The sequence below is a fragment of the Longimicrobium sp. genome, assembly GCF_035474595.1.
Taxonomy (GTDB): Bacteria; Gemmatimonadota; Gemmatimonadetes; order Longimicrobiales; family Longimicrobiaceae; genus Longimicrobium.
This window is the reverse complement of record NZ_DATIND010000125.1, coordinates 1-15612: the sequence shown is the minus strand read 5'-3', so window position 1 is coordinate 15612 and position 15612 is coordinate 1. Positions and strand designations below refer to the sequence as shown.

The window sequence follows — 15612 nt, the reverse complement described above, 5'->3', positions numbered from 1 at the left end:
ATCGGTGTCGGAGGGGGTTGGTGCAGGTTTTGAGCCAGGGAGGGAAGCTGTCAGCTGTCAGTCGTCAGCGGTCAGTCCCCCGCGCTTCGGCTTGAGAAGCGGGGGGGACTGACAGCTGACAGCTGACAGCTCGTAGCTCCTAGTCCGACAGGTCCCAGTCGTCTTCCGCCGCCTTGATCCGCATGGCGGAGGGGCCGGAGCGGGGGACGGGGGCGGAGGTGACGAACTTCCGCACCGTGTCCTGCGTGTCCACCACGGCGAGCTGGCGGAAGAGGAACTCGAACTTCTTCTGCAGCGTGGCGCGGATCTCGGCGCGCGGGCCCTCCGGGATCTGCCAGAGCTCCTTCTTGAACGCCCCGAGCGCCTTCTTGCGCGCCTTGTAGATGAACTGCTCCTCGGTGTCGCCCGCCTTGCGCTCGTCCTGGAAGTTCCGGCTGCAGTGCTCGTACATCCGCTCGCGCAGTTCCGCGGGGATGGCGTCGTAGACCAGGTTCTGGAAGTTGGTGGCCAGGTGGATCTCGGCCGTCTCCACCTCGGGGAACTTGCCGAAGGCGCTCTGCGGCAGGGTGCTGGCGCCGTGCTGCACCGCGCCCGCCATCCCGTACTCGTCGCGGGCGATCTGCGAGAGGGTGCGCAGCGTCTCGAAGTCGATGGCCACGTCGGCGATGCTCCCGTCGGCCATCACCACGCCGCCGTGGGTGGTGCCGCTCTGCACGCTGATCTTGCTCAATCCCTCGAACTTCACCCCCGCCTTCTCCGAGACGGCGGCCAGCTCGCGGTTGTAGCCGTCCATGTAGGCGCGCAGCTCCTCGGGGGTGCTGTTCTCGGTGCCCACCTCGCCGATCTCGCCGCCGATGGAGACGTTCACGCCCTCGGGCTGGTAGTGGCGCACGTACGCCGTCAGCTCGGCCGAGAGCCGGTAGTTGGTCTCCTGCTGCGCGTCGAGGCCGTCCTGCGACAGGTCGACCAGCGTCGACGTGTCGATGTCGATGTTGTAGAAGCCGGCGTGCAGCGCCTCCTTCACCAGGTCCTTCACCGCGCGCAGCTCGGGGTGCGGATCGGCCCTGTACTTCTTCGCGTTGATCTGGAAGTGGTCGCCCTGCACGAAGAGCGGGCCCGCCCACCCCTCCCTGATGGCCGACGCGGTGAGCACGGCCACGTACTCGTGCGGGCGCTGATCGGTGTAGCCGATCTCGCTGCGGGCGATCTCCAGGATCATGGCGCCCACCTTCAGCTCCACCGCGGCGGCGAAGAGGGCGCGGGCGCTGTCGTAGGTGGCGGCGCGGATGTTCATGGCGGGCACGGTGAAGCCGTGCACCTCGCCGCGGCCGCGGGCCATGTACAGGTCGTGGATGGACGCGGGCGCCACGCCCAGCGCGCGCCCGGCCTCGCCGATGAGCCAGCGGGCGGTGTCGCGCACGTCGGCGTCTTCGCCGAACACGGCGGCGTGGGCCAGCCGGTCGATGCCGCCCCGCCGCAGCGCGTCGGCGCTCACCAGCGTAAAGGCGCCGTCGGTCGCGCGCACGGAATCGGCGACCTGCTCCAGCAGCGCCTGCACGGGGCCGGCGGAAAGGATGGCAAGGTCGTCGGCGGGAGTCGTGACGGTGGCCACGAGCGTCTCCTTGGTCATGGATAATGGATTTCGATTCGGTTCCGCGGCGCCCGGAAGCCCCGGCGGCGGGCGCCAATCTGCACGCAACACGCGTGCTGCGGCAAGTCGCGCGGCGTCGATCGGGCGATGGGCCCGGACCCTGCGCGAAGCCGGCGGCGGGGGCGCTTGACCGGCGCCGCGCGCGCCGCAATCGTTCAGGGGTCCCGAATCTCCGCACCGCCCCCGCTCCCCCTTCCCCCTTCCATCCCCATGCCCACGTACGCCGAATTCGCCGAGGCGCTGGCCAAGAGCCTGCACCAGGGCGCCGGAATGGACAACCAGAGCACCACCACCACGTGCTACAACGAGCTGAACCACACGCTCTACATCACCCACCAGGGCAACAAGACGTACCTGGAGGTGCTGCAGCCCGCGCAGACGCTGAAGCTCAGGTTCGGAACGCAGCACATCGCCGACATCCCGCTGAACCCCACGCCCGGGCAGACGCCGCGCCCGAAGTCGTACGGAATACCGGGGGCGATGAAGAAGGTCGAGCGCCATCTGAAGCTCGACGGATGGCTGCGCAGCGCCGCCGACTTCCTGGACGACACCACCGGCCTGGAAGACTTCATCCAGGGGATCCACGCGGTGAAGGTGGTGCTGAACCAGGACCTGTTCGTCACCACGTCGGTGTCGACCTCGGGGTTCCACGGCGAGTCGCGCATCATCCGCTACCACTTCGTGAAGTTCATCCGCAACTTCCAGCCGGTGGACTTCGAGAAGCTGGACCCGCTCAAGGCCGACAAGCTGATCGAGGAGCTGGAGAACGGGTTCATCGCGCGCTACGCCAACCGCCTGCACTTCGGCTCCAGCCAGGGCGCGTGCAAGTACTGCGCGCGCTACATGAAGAAGCTGGGGCTGAAGTTCGGCTCGAAGCAGACGCTGAACAAGGACCGCGAGGAGACCTGGCTCAACCCGGTCACCATGACCTCCAGCGCCACCGGGTTCCGCTACCACAGCTACGGCTCGGTACGGGTGGACCGCACCGGCGCGCAGGTCCGCGAGTGGCGGCAGCCGCAGGACGAAGACATGGACGACCTCTGAAGCGGGCCCGGGGGCGGGAGGGGCGGCGGGCCGGCGAGGAGACGCGTCTCCACGCCGGCCTTCGCCTTTGGGGGGCGCGGCGGGATGGTCTGGCGATTGCGCCTGTGCGGCGGCCATGAGAATCGGGAAGATGATCGGCGGCGCGGCGGCGATGGGCGCGGCGCTGGGGGCGTACGCGTTCCTGGTGGAGCCGCGCTGGCTGCAGGTGACCCGGACGAAGATCCACGCGCGCGGGCTGCATCCCTCGCTGGAGGGGTTCCGCATCGCGCTGCTGACGGACATGCACGCGGGCGCGGGAACGCCGCTCTCGGTGGTCCGCCGCGCCTGCCGCCTGGCGATGGCGGAGCGGCCGGACCTGATCGCGCTCACCGGCGACTTCGCCGCCGACGACGCGCCGGGGTTCCGCCGCGTGCTGGGCGCGTTGGAGTGCCTGCGCGCGCCGCACGGCGTGTACGCCGTTCCCGGCAACCACGACCACATCGTGGGGATCGAGACCTGGCACCACGACGTGGCGGAGCACCCGGTCGTGCAGGACCTGACGAACCGCGCGGTGATGCACGACGTGGCCGGAGCGCGGCTGTGCGTGGCCGGGGTGGACGACTTCTCCATGGGCAGCCCCGACCTGAGCGTGCTGCCGCCGCCGGAGGAGCGCGACTTCACCCTGCTGCTGGCGCACGACCCCGGCCAGGCCGAGCGCGCGCGGCGCGAGTACGACGCGGTGGACCTGATCGTGAGCGGCCACACGCACGGCGGCCAGGTGCGCCTTCCCTTCGTGGGCGCGCTCCGCAACCCCGCGGAGCGCGAGGATCTGTACGACGAGGGGCTGCGCCGCCGGCCGTGGACGCAGGTCTACACCTCGCGCGGGGTGGGCACGGTGCACCTGCCGGTCCGCTTCCTCTGCCGCCCCGAGGTGGCCGTCCTCTCGCTCACCGGCGAACCGCGCCCGGCGCGCCACTCCTGAGCGGGAACACCTTTTGCTCAGGGCGTACGTCCCGAAACAGGTCCGGAGCGCCGTTGGACGGGACGACGCACCGGCAGTCCAAGGACCGGTCCGTCCCCCCGGAGGCAGGCATGGCAACACAGACTGGGATCGTGGAGTTCTTCAAGGATGACAAGGGGTACGGCTTCATCCGGCCCGACGGCGGCGGAAAGGACGTGTTCGTGCACCACTCCGTCATCCAGATGGAGGGCTTCAAGTCCTTGAAGCGGGGTGACCGGGTGCAGTTCGAGATCACCGAGGACCCCAAGGGCCCCCGCGCCTCGAACGTGCGCCGCGTGGACGACGAGGGTGGCGAGGGCGGCGAGGGCGGCGCCGAGGAAGACGAAGCCGCGGCGTAGGCCGGCCGGACGATCCGCGCGAGTCGGCGCTGCCCACCACCGGGCGAGCGCCGATTCGGCGTAAGAGCATCCGCTTGCAGCAGGTTTGTTGCGTCTGCGTTCAGCCTCCTCCGCCCCTCTGAAAAGACGGAAGGCGAGACAAATTGCTGTCTCACCTTCCGTCTTTTTCGCGACCCCATCCTCTCTTTGGTCTCACGCGGAGACGCGGAGACGCAGAGACTCATCGTGAACCGGAGCTCCCCGCGTCTTCGCGTCTCCGCGTGATACCGTATCTGGAGATTACCTGTGCATTTCCGCTCAAGACTAGGAAGACGTCATCCTGAGGCCGGCCACACTGCAAGCTGAATCTGCACAGGTATTTGCAGGCCGAAGGATCTATAGCCGGTGCCGCACGTTCGCTGAGGAAATGCACAGCCGATCCTCGAAATCGGTATGAGATCCAGCGATCAGGGGGTGAGGACGATCTTGCCGAACTGGCCGCCGGCTTCAAGGCGCTCGTGGGCCTCGCGGGCGTGGTCCAGCGGCATCACCGAGTCGATGACGGGGCGGAGGGCGCCGGAGAAGGCGGCCTGCAGCATGGCCTCGAACTCCGCCTTCGACGCCATCGTGGAGCCCAGCACCGAGAGCTGCTTCCAGAACACCGCGCGCAGGTCGATCTCCACCTTCGGGCCCGTGGTGCCGCCGTAGGTGACCAGGCGGCCGCCCTGCGCCAGCGCGCGCATGCTCCCCTTCCACGTGGCCGCGCCCACGTTCTCCACCACCACGTCCACGCCGCGCCTGCCGGTGTCGGCGTGGATGGCGGCGGACCAGTCCTCGCCCAGGCGGTCGTAGACGAACGCGGCGCCCAGCCCGCGCAGCCGCTCCACGTTCTCCGCGCCGCTGGTGACGGCGAACACGCGCGCGCCGGTCATCACCGCGATCTGCACCGCGGCGATGGCGGTGCCGCCCGAGGCACCCAGCACCAGCACGTCCTCGCCCGCCCGCAGGCGGGCGCGGGTGTGCAGCGCCCGCCAGGCGGTCATGTAGGAGATGGGGAGCGCCGCCGCGTCCTCGAACGCGTAGCCGTCCGGCAGGGGGTAGACGTGATCCGCCGCCGCGGCCACGTACTCGGCGAAGCCGCCGTCCGTGTGCTCGCCCAGGATGCGGAAGCGCACGCACATCGATTCCTCGCCGCGGCGGCACCACTCGCAGGTGCCGTCCGACAGCGACGGGTTGACGACCACGCGCTCGCCGACCCGCGACGCGTCCACCCCCTCGCCCACCTCCGCGATCACCCCGGCAACGTCGGAGCCGCCGATGTGCGGCATGGTGGTCTCGATCGGCATCCCGCGGCGCACCCACAGGTCCAGGTGGTTCATCGCCGAAGCCTTCACCTGCACCAGCACCTCGCCGGGGCCGGGGCTCGGGGCCGGCACGTCTTCGATGCGAACGACGTCGGGTCCACCGGTGGTGTGGAAGATGGCAGCGCGCATGGGCGACCGATGCGAAAGTGCGAAAGTGCGAGAGTCGGAGGGGAAAGTACGGCGATGGGGAGGCTCTGAAAACCGAAGATCTCACGCGGAGACGCGGAGACGCGGAGAACTCCGTGCCGCGATGAGTTCTCTGCGTCTCCGCGTGAGATCCGGCGATGCCGGGCCGCCGCTACTTCGTCCCGGACGCGGCGAGGGTGCCGGTCATCGTGGGGTGGAAGGTGCACTTGTAGGTGCCGCCGCCGGTCACCTTCACCACCGCCGAGTCTCCCGCGGCGATGCTGCCGGTGTCCCACGCGCGGTCGTCCGCGGTGGCGGTGTGCGGCACGGCGTCGCGGTTCACGAACACCACCTCGTCTCCCGGACGCACCGCCAGCGACGCGGGGGAGAAGCCGAAGTTGCGGAGCTCTACGGTGTGGCGCTCGGGCGGGTGCGGCCGGCCGCCCCCGCAGGCGGCGAGCGCCAGGGCGGCCGCGGCGAGGGCGGCCGCCCGGAGCGGGGCGCGCATCAGCTCCCCTGCAGCTCCTTCTGGAGATCCTTCGCCATCTGCAGGTGCGCCGCGACCGCGGGCCGGACCTGCTGCAGCAGCGCCTTCAGCTCGGCGTTCTGCGCGTTGGGGATGAGGGTCTGGTCGATGGCCTGCAGCACCGTCTCGTGGTACTCCACCTCGTGGTCGATGTACGCGCGGTCGAACGCGGTGGGCGCCAGGTCGTTCAGCTGCTGGCGCGTCTGCTGGCCGCCCTGCGCCAGCTGCCGGCTGGTGTTGTTCTCCTCGGGCGTCACGTGCAGCTTGCCCGCCAGCGCCACCGCCTGCTTGTTCACGCCGCCGTGGTCGGTCACCATGCGCTGCCCGAACTCCTTCACCTTGGGGTTCTGCGCCTTCTCGCGCGCCTGCTCGCCCGAGGCGCTGTCGGCGCTGTTGGCGGCCAGCACGATGGCGGCGATCTGCGGGTCGGTGACGGCGCCCGGCTGCACCCCGGCCGGCGTCCCCGCCGCGGCCGCGGAGTCGGCGGGGGCCGGGGCCGCCGCCGTGGAGGCGCTGTCGGCGCCGGCGTTGTCGCCCGAGCCGTCGCTCTTGGCGCAGGCGGCGGCCAGCGCCAGCATCGCGGGCGCGGCGAAGGTAAGGACCAGGGTGCGGGTGATGCGGCTCATCTGCGTGCCTCCGGCTGAAGTGGGTGCCATCTACCGCTGTGGATACGCGCCGGGCGCGGCCGGTGGATGCTTCCGGTTCGCCCCGTGAGCGAGAAGGTGCATCGCCCCCTCGCATTTGTCAACATACTCTTTGACTTACTAGACAAGCTCCCTCCGCGGCGTTAGACTCGACGGTGGAAAGGAGGGCCATGCGAGTGCCGAACCGCTGGAACGAACGGCTGCTGGGGAGCACGCGCGGCCGGGTGATCACCCTGCTGCGCCGCCGCGAGCGCACCGTGAACGAGCTGGCCGACGAGCTGGCGCTGACCGACAACGCCGTGCGCACGCACCTGGCCGCGCTGGAGCGCGACGGCCTGGTGGCGCTCACCGGCGTGCGCCGCGGCGTGGGCAAGCCCGCGCACGTGTACGCGCTCACCCCCCAGGCCGACATCCTCTTTCCCCGCGCCTACGGCGTGGTGCTGCGCACGCTGGTCGAGGCGCTGCGTCAGTCGCTTCCCGCGGAGAAGGTGGACGCGCTGGTGGCCGAGGTGGGCCGCCGCCTGGCCGAGCCGTTCCCGCGCGCGGGCGGCGGGGTGCACGCGCGGGCGGAAGCCGCGGTCGCGGTGCTGGCGGAGCTGGGCGGCGTGGCCGAGGCGCACGTGGCGCGCGGCGTGGCCACCATCCGCGGCTTCGGCTGCCCCCTGCGCGAGGCGGTGGACGACGAGCCCGAGGTCTGCCGCATCGCCGCCGCGCTGCTGAGCGAGGTGGTGGGCTACGAGGTCACCGAATGCTGCGACCGCGGCGACGCCCCCAGCTGCCGCTTCACCTTCGCGGAGACGGCGACGGCGTAGTCTCCAGCCTCCCTCCCGGGGTTGGAAACCCCGGGCAGCAACGGCACAAAGTCCCTCCGGGACTGCGGCCATGCTTTTCCCGCTCCACCGAGGCTGCCGTGTTACGACAGCCTCGGCATGCATCCGGCGGGCCCGTCCACCTGGATGCATGGGAGCAGTCCCGCCGCCCGGGGTTGGAAACCTCGGGCAACAACGGCACAAAGTCCCTGCGGGACTGCGGCCATGCTTTTCCCGCTCCACCGAGGCTGCCGTGCTGCGACAGCCTCGGCATGCATCCGGCGGGCCCGTCCGCCTGGATGCAGGGGAGCAGTCCCGCAGGGACTTTGTGCTGTTGTAGCCCCCCAATTCCATTGGGGGTGATGAGCGGCCCCCGCGCACGAAAATCACCCCCGCGCCGAAGCCACGGCGCGGGGGTGTTTGCATCTCCATCTACCCCGGCCCGGTCAGTCGCGGTAGAGGCGGTAGCGCTCCTGCGTCTGGCGCCAGGCGCGCAGCTCCTCCTGCCAGCGGCGCTGGATGGTGCGCGGGTCGTCGCCGCGCTGGAAGGCGGCCATCGCCCACCGGCTCCCCAGCATCTGCGTCATCCCCGGCGGGTCCTCGATCTTGAACTGCTGCGGGTGCAGCCGCCGGATCTCGGTCAGCAGCGCCAGCGTGGCGAACGGCGCGTCGAACTTCTCGCGGTCGGTCACCGTCAGCCGGATCATGTGGTGCGGCTGCGCGCCGGACGGCGTCAGCGTCACCGAGTCCAGCCGCACGCCCTGGAGGTCGTACTTCGCCACGGCGGCCAGCACCGCGCCGGCGTTCATCCACGGCGCGCCCAGGTAGCTGAACGGCGCGTCCGTCCCCCGCCCCACCGCCACGTTGGTGGCCTCGGCCAGCACCAGCCCGCTGTACTTCAGCGCCGCGTCCAGCGAGCGGATGTTGGGCGACGGGTTCACCCACCGCAGCCCGGTCGCGTCGAACCACTCGTCTCCCTCCCACCCCTCGGCGCGGATCACGTGCAGGTCGGCGCCCACGCGGAAGGCGTCGTTCACGTAGCGCGCCACCTCGCCCACCGTCATCCCGTGGCGCAGGGGGACGGGATACAGCCCCGTGATGGCCTGCCCCACGTGCTCGGTGCGGATCTCCATCGCCATCATGGGCCCCTGCGCCGCCGAAGTGATGGGGTTCGGGCGGTCCAGGACGATGAAGGGGATGTGCTGCGCCGCCGCGGCCTCCATCGCCAGCGCCATGGTCCACACGAAGGTGTACGGCCGCGCGCCGATGTCCTGGATGTCGAACATCAGCACGTCGATTCCACGCAGCATCTCGGGCGTGGGCTTCTGCGTGCGCCCGTAGAGGGAGAAGACGGGGATGCCCGTGGCGCTGTCGACCTGGTTCTCCACCCGCGCGCCCCCCTCGTACGTCCCCCGCACCCCGTGCTCGGGGCCGAAGAGGGCCACCAGCCGCACCCCCGGCGTGCGCGCCAGCAGGTCCACCGCGTGCTGCCCGGTGGAGGTCACGGCGGTCTGGTTGGTGATGAGGCCCACGCGCCTGCCGCGGATCAGCGCCATCGAGTCGCGGACCAGCACCTCCAGCCCGGGAAGGACACGGTGCTGCGCCGCCGGCCGCTGCTCCGCCGAGCCGGCGTTGGGGGTGGGCAGCGAGTCGGCGGCGCCGTCGCGCTGCGGGGGGCTGGCGCTGCGGCACGCCGCGCTCGCGGCGATGGCCAGCGCGGCCAGGAGATGCACGTGGGCGGGTTGGCGTCGCATGTGCGCTACGGGTAAGTTGGGCGCCCGGCGCGGCAGTGGGGCCGCGGCGGCTGGCACGTTCCAAGCAGATGCGGGGCCGCCGGCCCCGGCATCCGGAGCGGGCGGCGCTGCGAAAGGCGGGCCACGCGCGGGCGGCGGGGCCGGAAGATCCGGTAGATAAGGGGAAGAGGGGCGGCTTGAGCGAAACGTTCCGTCCGGCGCGGCCGGACGAGCTGGAAGAGGTGGCCCGGCTGGAGGCGCACTCGTTTCCCGCGCCGGGGCGGGGCCACCGCTGGTGGATGGAGTTCCTGCGCACGGGGCCGCACGGGGGGCTGGAGGCGCTGTGGGTGGCCGAGGAGAACGGGCGGCTGGTGGGCGCCTGCCAGCTCCTGTGGCTGCGCCAGTGGATCGCCGGCGCGGCCATCCCCGTGATGGGGCTGGCCGGCGTCGCCATCAGCCCGACGCACCGGCGGCGCGGGCTGGCGCAGCGGATGCTGGTGGCCGGCTTCGAGCACGCCCGCGAGCGCGGCGACGTGGGGTCGGCGCTCTTTCCCTTCCGCGCGTCGTTCTACGAGGACCTGGGCTACGGGCTGGCCGGCGAGGCGCACCAGTACCAGCTCCCGCCCATGCTCCTGCCCGACGACAAGGCCGAGCGGATGAAGGTGCGCCTGGTCGACACGCCCGAGGACCTGGTGGCCATGAAGGCGGTGTACGCCGAGGCCGCGCGGCTGCTGCAGACCGGGCAGCTGGACCGCACCGACCGCAGCTGGCGCGGAAGCTGGGGCGAGGAGGAGCAGGCCGCGGTGGTCTACTGGAACGACGACGGGGTGCCGGAAGGGTACTGCATCGTCCGCTACCGCGCCGACCTGCCGCTGGACCGCCGCTACCTGGAGGTGGAGGAGCGCGCCTGGCTCAGCATCGCCGCGCAGCGCGGCATCTACGGCTGGCTCAGCACGCTGGGCGACCAGTGGCGCGAGATCGCCTACCGCGCGCACCCCGAGGAGGGGTTCGGCGACCGCATCCGGGAGCCGCGCCTCCCGCTCCTGCAGGCGCCGTCGTGGCGGCTCTGGTTTCCGTCGGCCACGCTGGTCCGCGGGCCCATGTTCCGCGTGCTGGACGTGTGCGACGCGCTGAAGACGCGGTCGCTGGCCAGCGAGGCCGAGCTCACGCTGAAGCTGGAGATCGAGGACGCGCAGGTCCCCGAGAACCGCGGCCCCTGGCGGGTGCGGATCGAGGGCGGGGCCATGCAGGTGGAGCACTGGATCGGCGGGCGCTGCGACGCGGAGCTGGCCATGCCCATCCAGACGCTCTCGCGCATCTACATCGGCGCCATTGCCCCGTGGCAGGCGCTCTCCGGCGGGCTGGCCACGCTGAACGGCGCCGACGTGGTGAAGATGCTGGACCGCGCGTTCGAGGTGCCGAAGCCGTGGATGTTCGACCGGTTCTGAAGAAGTGCGGGAGTGCGGGAGTGCGGTGAATCCGTTCGCGGTTTCCCCTCCCCCAGTCGGTTTGGGGGGAGGGGATGGCGAGCGGAGCGAGCCGGGGGAGAGGGCCGCGGGGCCGGGGACGTGCAGGGATGGTTCGGACCGATGCTTGAAGAGTCGGTGTGAGGTGGGGACGAGGTTCGCAGCAGTTCCCGAGATCGTGAACCCGGGAGGAGCGACGATGCGGAGATCCGGCGGGATTCTGGCGGTGCTGGCGGCGCTCGCGCTGGCCGCGTGCGGCGGCGGGGGGGGCGGCGGGCAGCCCGGCGGGCAGGGGGCCGACGAGGCGCCTCCGCCCGGGAACTTCAACACCTTCGGCGGCGGGCCCCCGGGCGGCACCCTGGTCATGCTGGCCGAGGGCGACGCCGACAACCTGAACCCCCTCATCTTCGAGGCCACGCAGTCGTATCAGCTGGTGCACCTGATGTTCCGGGCCATCGGCCGGCGCGACAGCACGCTCAGCAACTACACGCCGGACTTCGCCGAGCGGTGGGAGGTGAAGGACCCCACCACCGTGGTCGTGCACGTGCGGCCGGGGATCAGGTGGCACGACGGCGTTCCCACCAGCGCGAACGACGTGGTGTACGCCATCCAGATGCAGAAGAACGACCAGATCGCCTCCACCCGCCAGCAGGACATCGAGGGGATCGCCTCGGCGCGCGCGCTCGACAGCATGACGGTGGAGGTGAAGCTGTCGAAGCCCGGCCCCGCCACCGTCAACTCGCTGCTCGAGGTGGTCCCCGTTCCCCGGCACCTGCTGGACAGCATCCCGCCGGCACGGATGCGCTTCGCGGCGTTCAACCAGCGGCCGGTGGGGAACGGGCTGTTCCGCTTCGTGCGCTGGAACAAGAACCAGGAGATCGTGGTCGAGGCCAACCGCGACGCCCCGCAGCGCCCCTCGCTGGACCGCATCATCGTGCGCGTGGTTCCCGACCCCAGCGCGCGCCTGACCGCGCTGATCAACGGCGAGGGCGACCTGGACAAGGTGACGGCCGACCAGCAGGCGCGGCTCCGGGCCTCGCCCAACGTCCGCCTGGCCAGCGCGGCGCGCGTGCGGCCGGGGTGGATCGTGTGGAACGTCGACAAGCCGCCGGTGAACGACCCCGTGGTCCGGCGCGCCTTCCTGATGTCGGTGAACCGGCAGCAGCTGGCGCAGCTCGAGTTCGGGCCCGAGGGCGAGCCGGCGCTGTCGCCCATCCCCTCCAAGCTGCGCGAGCACAGCCCCGACGTGCGGCCCATTCCGTACAACGTGGCGCAGGCCGGCCAGCTGCTGCAGCAGGCCGGGTGGGTCGACAGCAACGGCGACGGCATCCGCGACAAGGGCGGCCAGCCGCTGCGGCTGGTCATCGAGTACAGCTCGGCGGACCCGGTACGGCAGGACATGCTCATCGCCATGCAGGCCATGGCCAAGCAGGCGGGCATCGCCATCGTGCCGCAGTCGTACGAGCGCACCACCTGGGTGGCCCGGCTGCGCGGCCGCGAGTTCGTGGGCTCGTTCTGGGGATGGGGATGGGGCCCGGGGGTGATGGGGCCCAACGCGCGCGGCGTGTGGTCGTCCGCCAGCATTCCCCCGGGCGGCGCCAACTTCGCGGGATACCGGAACCCCAGGCTCGACGCGCTGCTCGACTCGGTGATCGTGGAGGCCGACACCGGCCGGTCGCGCGGGATGTGGCGCCAGATCGAGCAGACGGTGATCGACGACGCCGTGTACGCGCCGATCTTCTTCGACCCCGAGTTCTACGGCGTGAGCTCGCGCTTCCGCGGGGTGAAGTTCCGCGGCCCCGAGTGGTGGGAAGACGTGATCTACTGGTGGATCCCGCCCAACCAGCTCACCGCGCGCGACAAGCAGGGCGCCGGCCAGCCGGCCCGCTAGGAACCGCAGGGGTCTCACGCGGAGACGCAGAGAACTCACCGCACGACCAGATCCGCCCCTCGCCGAGCCATCGGGCGAGGGGCGGATCGCGCTTCAGCCACATCGCACTCAACGCGTCATAATGGTTGACTCACGGCAATCAGGCGGCTATCGTTTCCGGTGACGTTTCGGCCGAATGTCATCGTTCCCAACTCCTTATACGCGCTTTGCTGCGCGGCAGGGAGAGGCGTGCGCTCGTCCCGCGGAATGCGGGCGGGCTTCCTTTCGCGAATCGGGAGGAGCGATGAAAAAGCTGAAGATGGACGACCTGCGCGTGGAGTCGTTCGCCACCACGGCCGCGCAGGCCGGCAGGCGCACGGTCCACGGGTACGAGAGCCCGCACACCTGGTACGTGGAATCGTGCGCGCCGAACTGCGGCTCTACCTACTGGATCTCCTGCGATCCCGCCAACGGGCCGGACACCTGCGCCCAGACGTGTCCCGGCACTTGCGACCCGCTCGTCTGCTCGGTGAACGTCACCTGCCCCTGGGGTTATCCGACCTGTAACGAGGAGTGCGTCTGAGCGGTCTCGCCCAGGATGATTGGAGATGTTCGGACAGCAGAATCCGCCCCTCGCCTGATCGTCAGGCGAGGGGCGGATTCTCTGCCGCACCAACCCCGGCTCATCGCCACGAGGCTGGGCGGCAGTCCCGAAGGGACTTTGTGCTGCTGTTGCCGGCGAAATCATTCGCCCGTTCCCCATCCGGGCGGGGGTGAATGGCGATTGGCGGCGGCGGGCGTAGATTCCCCGCCGGACATCCCACTCCCGATTTCCTGTCGCTTCCGACCGCTGATGCGTGTGACTCTTCGCGGCGTGCTGGCCGCCGCGTTCGTGCTGGGGATGTGCGCGCTGTGCGTGCGGCTGGGCTTCTGGCAGCTGGACCGGCTGCAGCAGCGCAAGGCCCGCAACCACGCCGTCGAGGTGGCGCTGCGCATGCCCACGCTGGACTTCGACTCGCTGACGGCCGCGGCCGTGGAGCGCCAGCCCGAGTTGTTCATCAACCGCAAGGTCCGCGTGACCGGCACGTACGACCCGGCGGGCGACATCGTCCTGCGCGGGCGCTCGAGCGACGGCAACCCGGGCGTGCACATCGTCACTCCGATCCTCGTCCCCCACGTCCCGCAGGCGCTGCTGGTGAACCGCGGGTGGGTGCCCTCGCCCGACGCGGCCACGGTGGACGCGCGGCCGTACGCCGAGCCGGGGGAGCGCACCATAGTCGGGCTGTTCATGGAGGTGCCGCGGAACACCCAGGCCGGCGGCCAGCCCGCGGAGACGACCGTCGGCGGAAAGCGCGTCACCACCTACCGCCGGCTCGACCTGGACGTGCTGCGCCGCAGGTCGCCGCGGCCGGTGCTGCCGCTGTACGTGCAGCAGCTTCCCGATTCGGGCGCGGCCGGACGGCCGCCGGTGCGCGTTCCCACCCCCCCGCTCGACAACGGGCCGCACCTGAGCTACGCGGTGCAGTGGTTCAGCTTCGCGGCCATCGGCATCATCGGGCTCATCGTCGTGTGGGTCCGGCAGCGGCGCGCGGCTCGGGGGCCGGGCTAGGCCAAGGTAGCCCGGGCGAATGAATTCGCGGCAACCACGGCCCGAAGTCCGCCTTCGCGGACTCCCACCCGCATTTCCGTGCGAAGCGCTGGCATCGGTGCCCGTCAGAGTGGCCAGCAGGCGGGCCAGGATTGATGCCGAGTGCGCAAGTGCTTTCCCCGCAGCGAGTTCTCTGCGCCTCCGCGTCTCCGCGTGAGATCAGATCAGTTCCCCGTCCCCACGCCGAAATCCATGTCTCCGGGGTGCGCATCTTGCACCCGTCCAGCCTTCCTTCCCCGTTGTTCGCACCGGGGATGAGCACGGGCGGGAAACGGCGCCGGCTGCGCCGCTGGATCACTCAACCGAGGGAGGGTGAGCATGGCACGCTACGGACGGGACTTCGACCGCGACGGGTGGGGGATGCAGGGGAACGAGGGCACGGGCGGCGGCTCCGGCTTCTACGGCGGCAGCGACCAGTTCGGCGCGCACTGGCGCGGTGGCCAGGATCGCGGCGGCCGCGGCGGCGGCCAGTTCGGCGGAAGCCAGTACGGCGGGATGGGCGCCGACGCGCAGGAGCAGGACGACTTCGGCGGGGCCTGGCACCGCGGCCGCAGCGGCTTCGGCACCGGCGGCGGAAGCTACGACCGCGACTACGGCAGCGGCTGGGCCGGCAACCCCGGCGGCTGGCGCAGCGGCGGCCTGACCCGCGGCTACGGCGGTGACTACCTGAGCGGCGCCAGCTACGGCTACGAGACCGGCGGGGGATACTCGCCCGGGCGCGGCAACGACTACGGATACACCGGCGGGGGATACGGCGCCGGCGGCGGCTACGACTACACCCGCGGTGGCGGCTCGGGGAGCGACTTCGAGACCGGCGGCGGGATGGGGAACGACTGGGGCGCGCGCGACACCGGCATGGGCGGCGGGCTGAGCCGCGGCGGCGCGGCGGGCGGCAGCTGGGGCGGCCAGCAGCAGGACGAGACGCGCCGCATGCGCGCCTCCGAGATCATGACCGACAATCCCGAGTGCGTGACGCCCGAGAGCTCGCTGGCCGACGCCGCGGCCAAGATGCGCGACCTGAACGTGGGCATCATTCCCGTGGTGGACAGCGAGCAGAACCGCCGCCTGCGCGGCGTGGTCACCGACCGCGACATCACCATCCGCGCGGTGGCCGAGGGGATGGACGCGCGCAGCACCAAGGTGAGCGAGGTGATGACCACCGAGGTGGAGGCCTGCAACAAGAACGACACGGTGGCCGACATCCTCCGGGTGATGGAGCGCGAGCAGGTGCGGCGCGTGCCGATCACCGATCGCGAGGGGCGGCTGGTGGGGATCGTGGCGCAGGCCGACGTGGTGCGCGACGTGGACAGCGAGCGCGGCGAGCACCGCGTGAACGACGCCATCGAGCGCATCACCGAACCCGCCGGGCGCGGCGGCTTCCGCGCCAGCCAGGGCCGCGGCTCGTTCGGCGGCG

14 protein-coding genes are annotated in these 15612 nt (G+C 71.2%); 9 read left to right on the top strand and 5 right to left on the bottom strand.

What is annotated here, in order from left to right; genetic code table 11:
• Positions 1-139 precede the first annotated feature (139 nt).
• Entirely contained in the window at positions 140-1630 is a 1491-nt protein-coding gene (locus tag VLK66_RS22390; RefSeq protein ID WP_325311713.1) for a class II fructose-bisphosphate aldolase, read from the bottom strand.
• 231 nt (positions 1631-1861) lie between these two features.
• Between VLK66_RS22390 and VLK66_RS22385 the strand changes: the two genes are divergently transcribed.
• The 3 genes from VLK66_RS22385 to VLK66_RS22375 all read left to right on the top strand — a co-directional run bounded on the left by VLK66_RS22385 (position 1862) and on the right by VLK66_RS22375 (position 4033).
• Positions 1862-2695 carry a hypothetical protein gene (locus tag VLK66_RS22385; RefSeq protein WP_325311712.1) on the top strand — a complete coding sequence of 278 codons (834 nt, stop codon included), beginning with the start codon at positions 1862-1864 and terminating at the stop codon, positions 2693-2695.
• Positions 2696-2810: 115 nt separating this feature from the next.
• Positions 2811-3656, top strand: coding sequence for a metallophosphoesterase (locus VLK66_RS22380; RefSeq protein WP_325311711.1), 846 nt, complete (start codon positions 2811-2813; stop codon positions 3654-3656).
• Positions 3657-3766: 110 nt separating this feature from the next.
• Positions 3767-4033, top strand: a complete 267-nt coding sequence (locus VLK66_RS22375) for a cold shock domain-containing protein (protein ID WP_349260532.1) — start codon at positions 3767-3769, stop codon at positions 4031-4033.
• A gap of 446 nt (positions 4034-4479) precedes the next feature.
• Here VLK66_RS22375 and VLK66_RS22370 read toward each other — a convergent pair whose 3' ends face one another.
• The 3 genes from VLK66_RS22370 to VLK66_RS22360 all read right to left on the bottom strand — a co-directional run bounded on the left by VLK66_RS22370 (position 4480) and on the right by VLK66_RS22360 (position 6654).
• A complete protein-coding gene (locus tag VLK66_RS22370; RefSeq protein WP_325311710.1) occupies positions 4480-5505 on the bottom strand; it encodes a zinc-binding dehydrogenase in 1026 nt (341 codons plus the stop codon).
• Positions 5506-5674: 169 nt separating this feature from the next.
• Positions 5675-6010: a cupredoxin domain-containing protein gene (locus tag VLK66_RS22365; protein WP_325311709.1), complete on the bottom strand. Its 336-nt coding sequence runs from the start codon at positions 6008-6010 to the stop codon at positions 5675-5677.
• Entirely contained in the window at positions 6010-6654 is a 645-nt protein-coding gene (locus tag VLK66_RS22360; protein WP_325311708.1) for a DUF4142 domain-containing protein, read from the bottom strand. Before VLK66_RS22360 ends, VLK66_RS22365 begins: the two co-directional genes overlap by 1 nt.
• 188 nt (positions 6655-6842) lie before the next feature.
• On the opposite strand from VLK66_RS22360, the gene VLK66_RS22355 reads away from it, so the two are divergent.
• Entirely contained in the window at positions 6843-7484 is a 642-nt protein-coding gene (locus tag VLK66_RS22355) for a helix-turn-helix transcriptional regulator (protein WP_325311707.1), read from the top strand.
• Between the two features lie 443 nt (positions 7485-7927).
• On the opposite strand, the gene VLK66_RS22350 is transcribed toward VLK66_RS22355, so the two are convergent.
• Positions 7928-9235 (bottom strand): DUF1343 domain-containing protein, encoded by a 1308-nt coding sequence (locus VLK66_RS22350; RefSeq protein WP_325311706.1) that lies wholly within the window; start codon positions 9233-9235, stop codon positions 7928-7930.
• Positions 9236-9411: 176 nt separating this feature from the next.
• Between VLK66_RS22350 and VLK66_RS22345 the strand changes: the two genes are divergently transcribed.
• The 5 genes from VLK66_RS22345 to VLK66_RS22325 all read left to right on the top strand — a co-directional run.
• Positions 9412-10662 carry a GNAT family N-acetyltransferase gene (locus tag VLK66_RS22345; RefSeq protein ID WP_325311705.1) on the top strand — a complete coding sequence of 417 codons (1251 nt, stop codon included), beginning with the start codon at positions 9412-9414 and terminating at the stop codon, positions 10660-10662.
• A 217-nt stretch (positions 10663-10879) separates the two neighbouring features.
• The gene (locus tag VLK66_RS22340) at positions 10880-12571 is read left to right on the top strand and encodes an ABC transporter substrate-binding protein (protein ID WP_325311704.1); all 1692 of its coding nucleotides are present in this window, start codon (positions 10880-10882) and stop codon (positions 12569-12571) included.
• A 283-nt stretch (positions 12572-12854) separates the two neighbouring features.
• Positions 12855-13133: a pinensin family lanthipeptide gene (locus VLK66_RS22335; protein WP_325311703.1), complete on the top strand. Its 279-nt coding sequence runs from the start codon at positions 12855-12857 to the stop codon at positions 13131-13133.
• Positions 13134-13403: 270 nt separating this feature from the next.
• Positions 13404-14159, top strand: a complete 756-nt coding sequence (locus VLK66_RS22330) for an SURF1 family protein (protein WP_325311702.1) — start codon at positions 13404-13406, stop codon at positions 14157-14159.
• A gap of 357 nt (positions 14160-14516) precedes the next feature.
• A partial coding sequence (locus tag VLK66_RS22325) for a CBS domain-containing protein (RefSeq protein ID WP_325311701.1) occupies positions 14517-15612 on the top strand: 1096 nt, incomplete at its 3' end.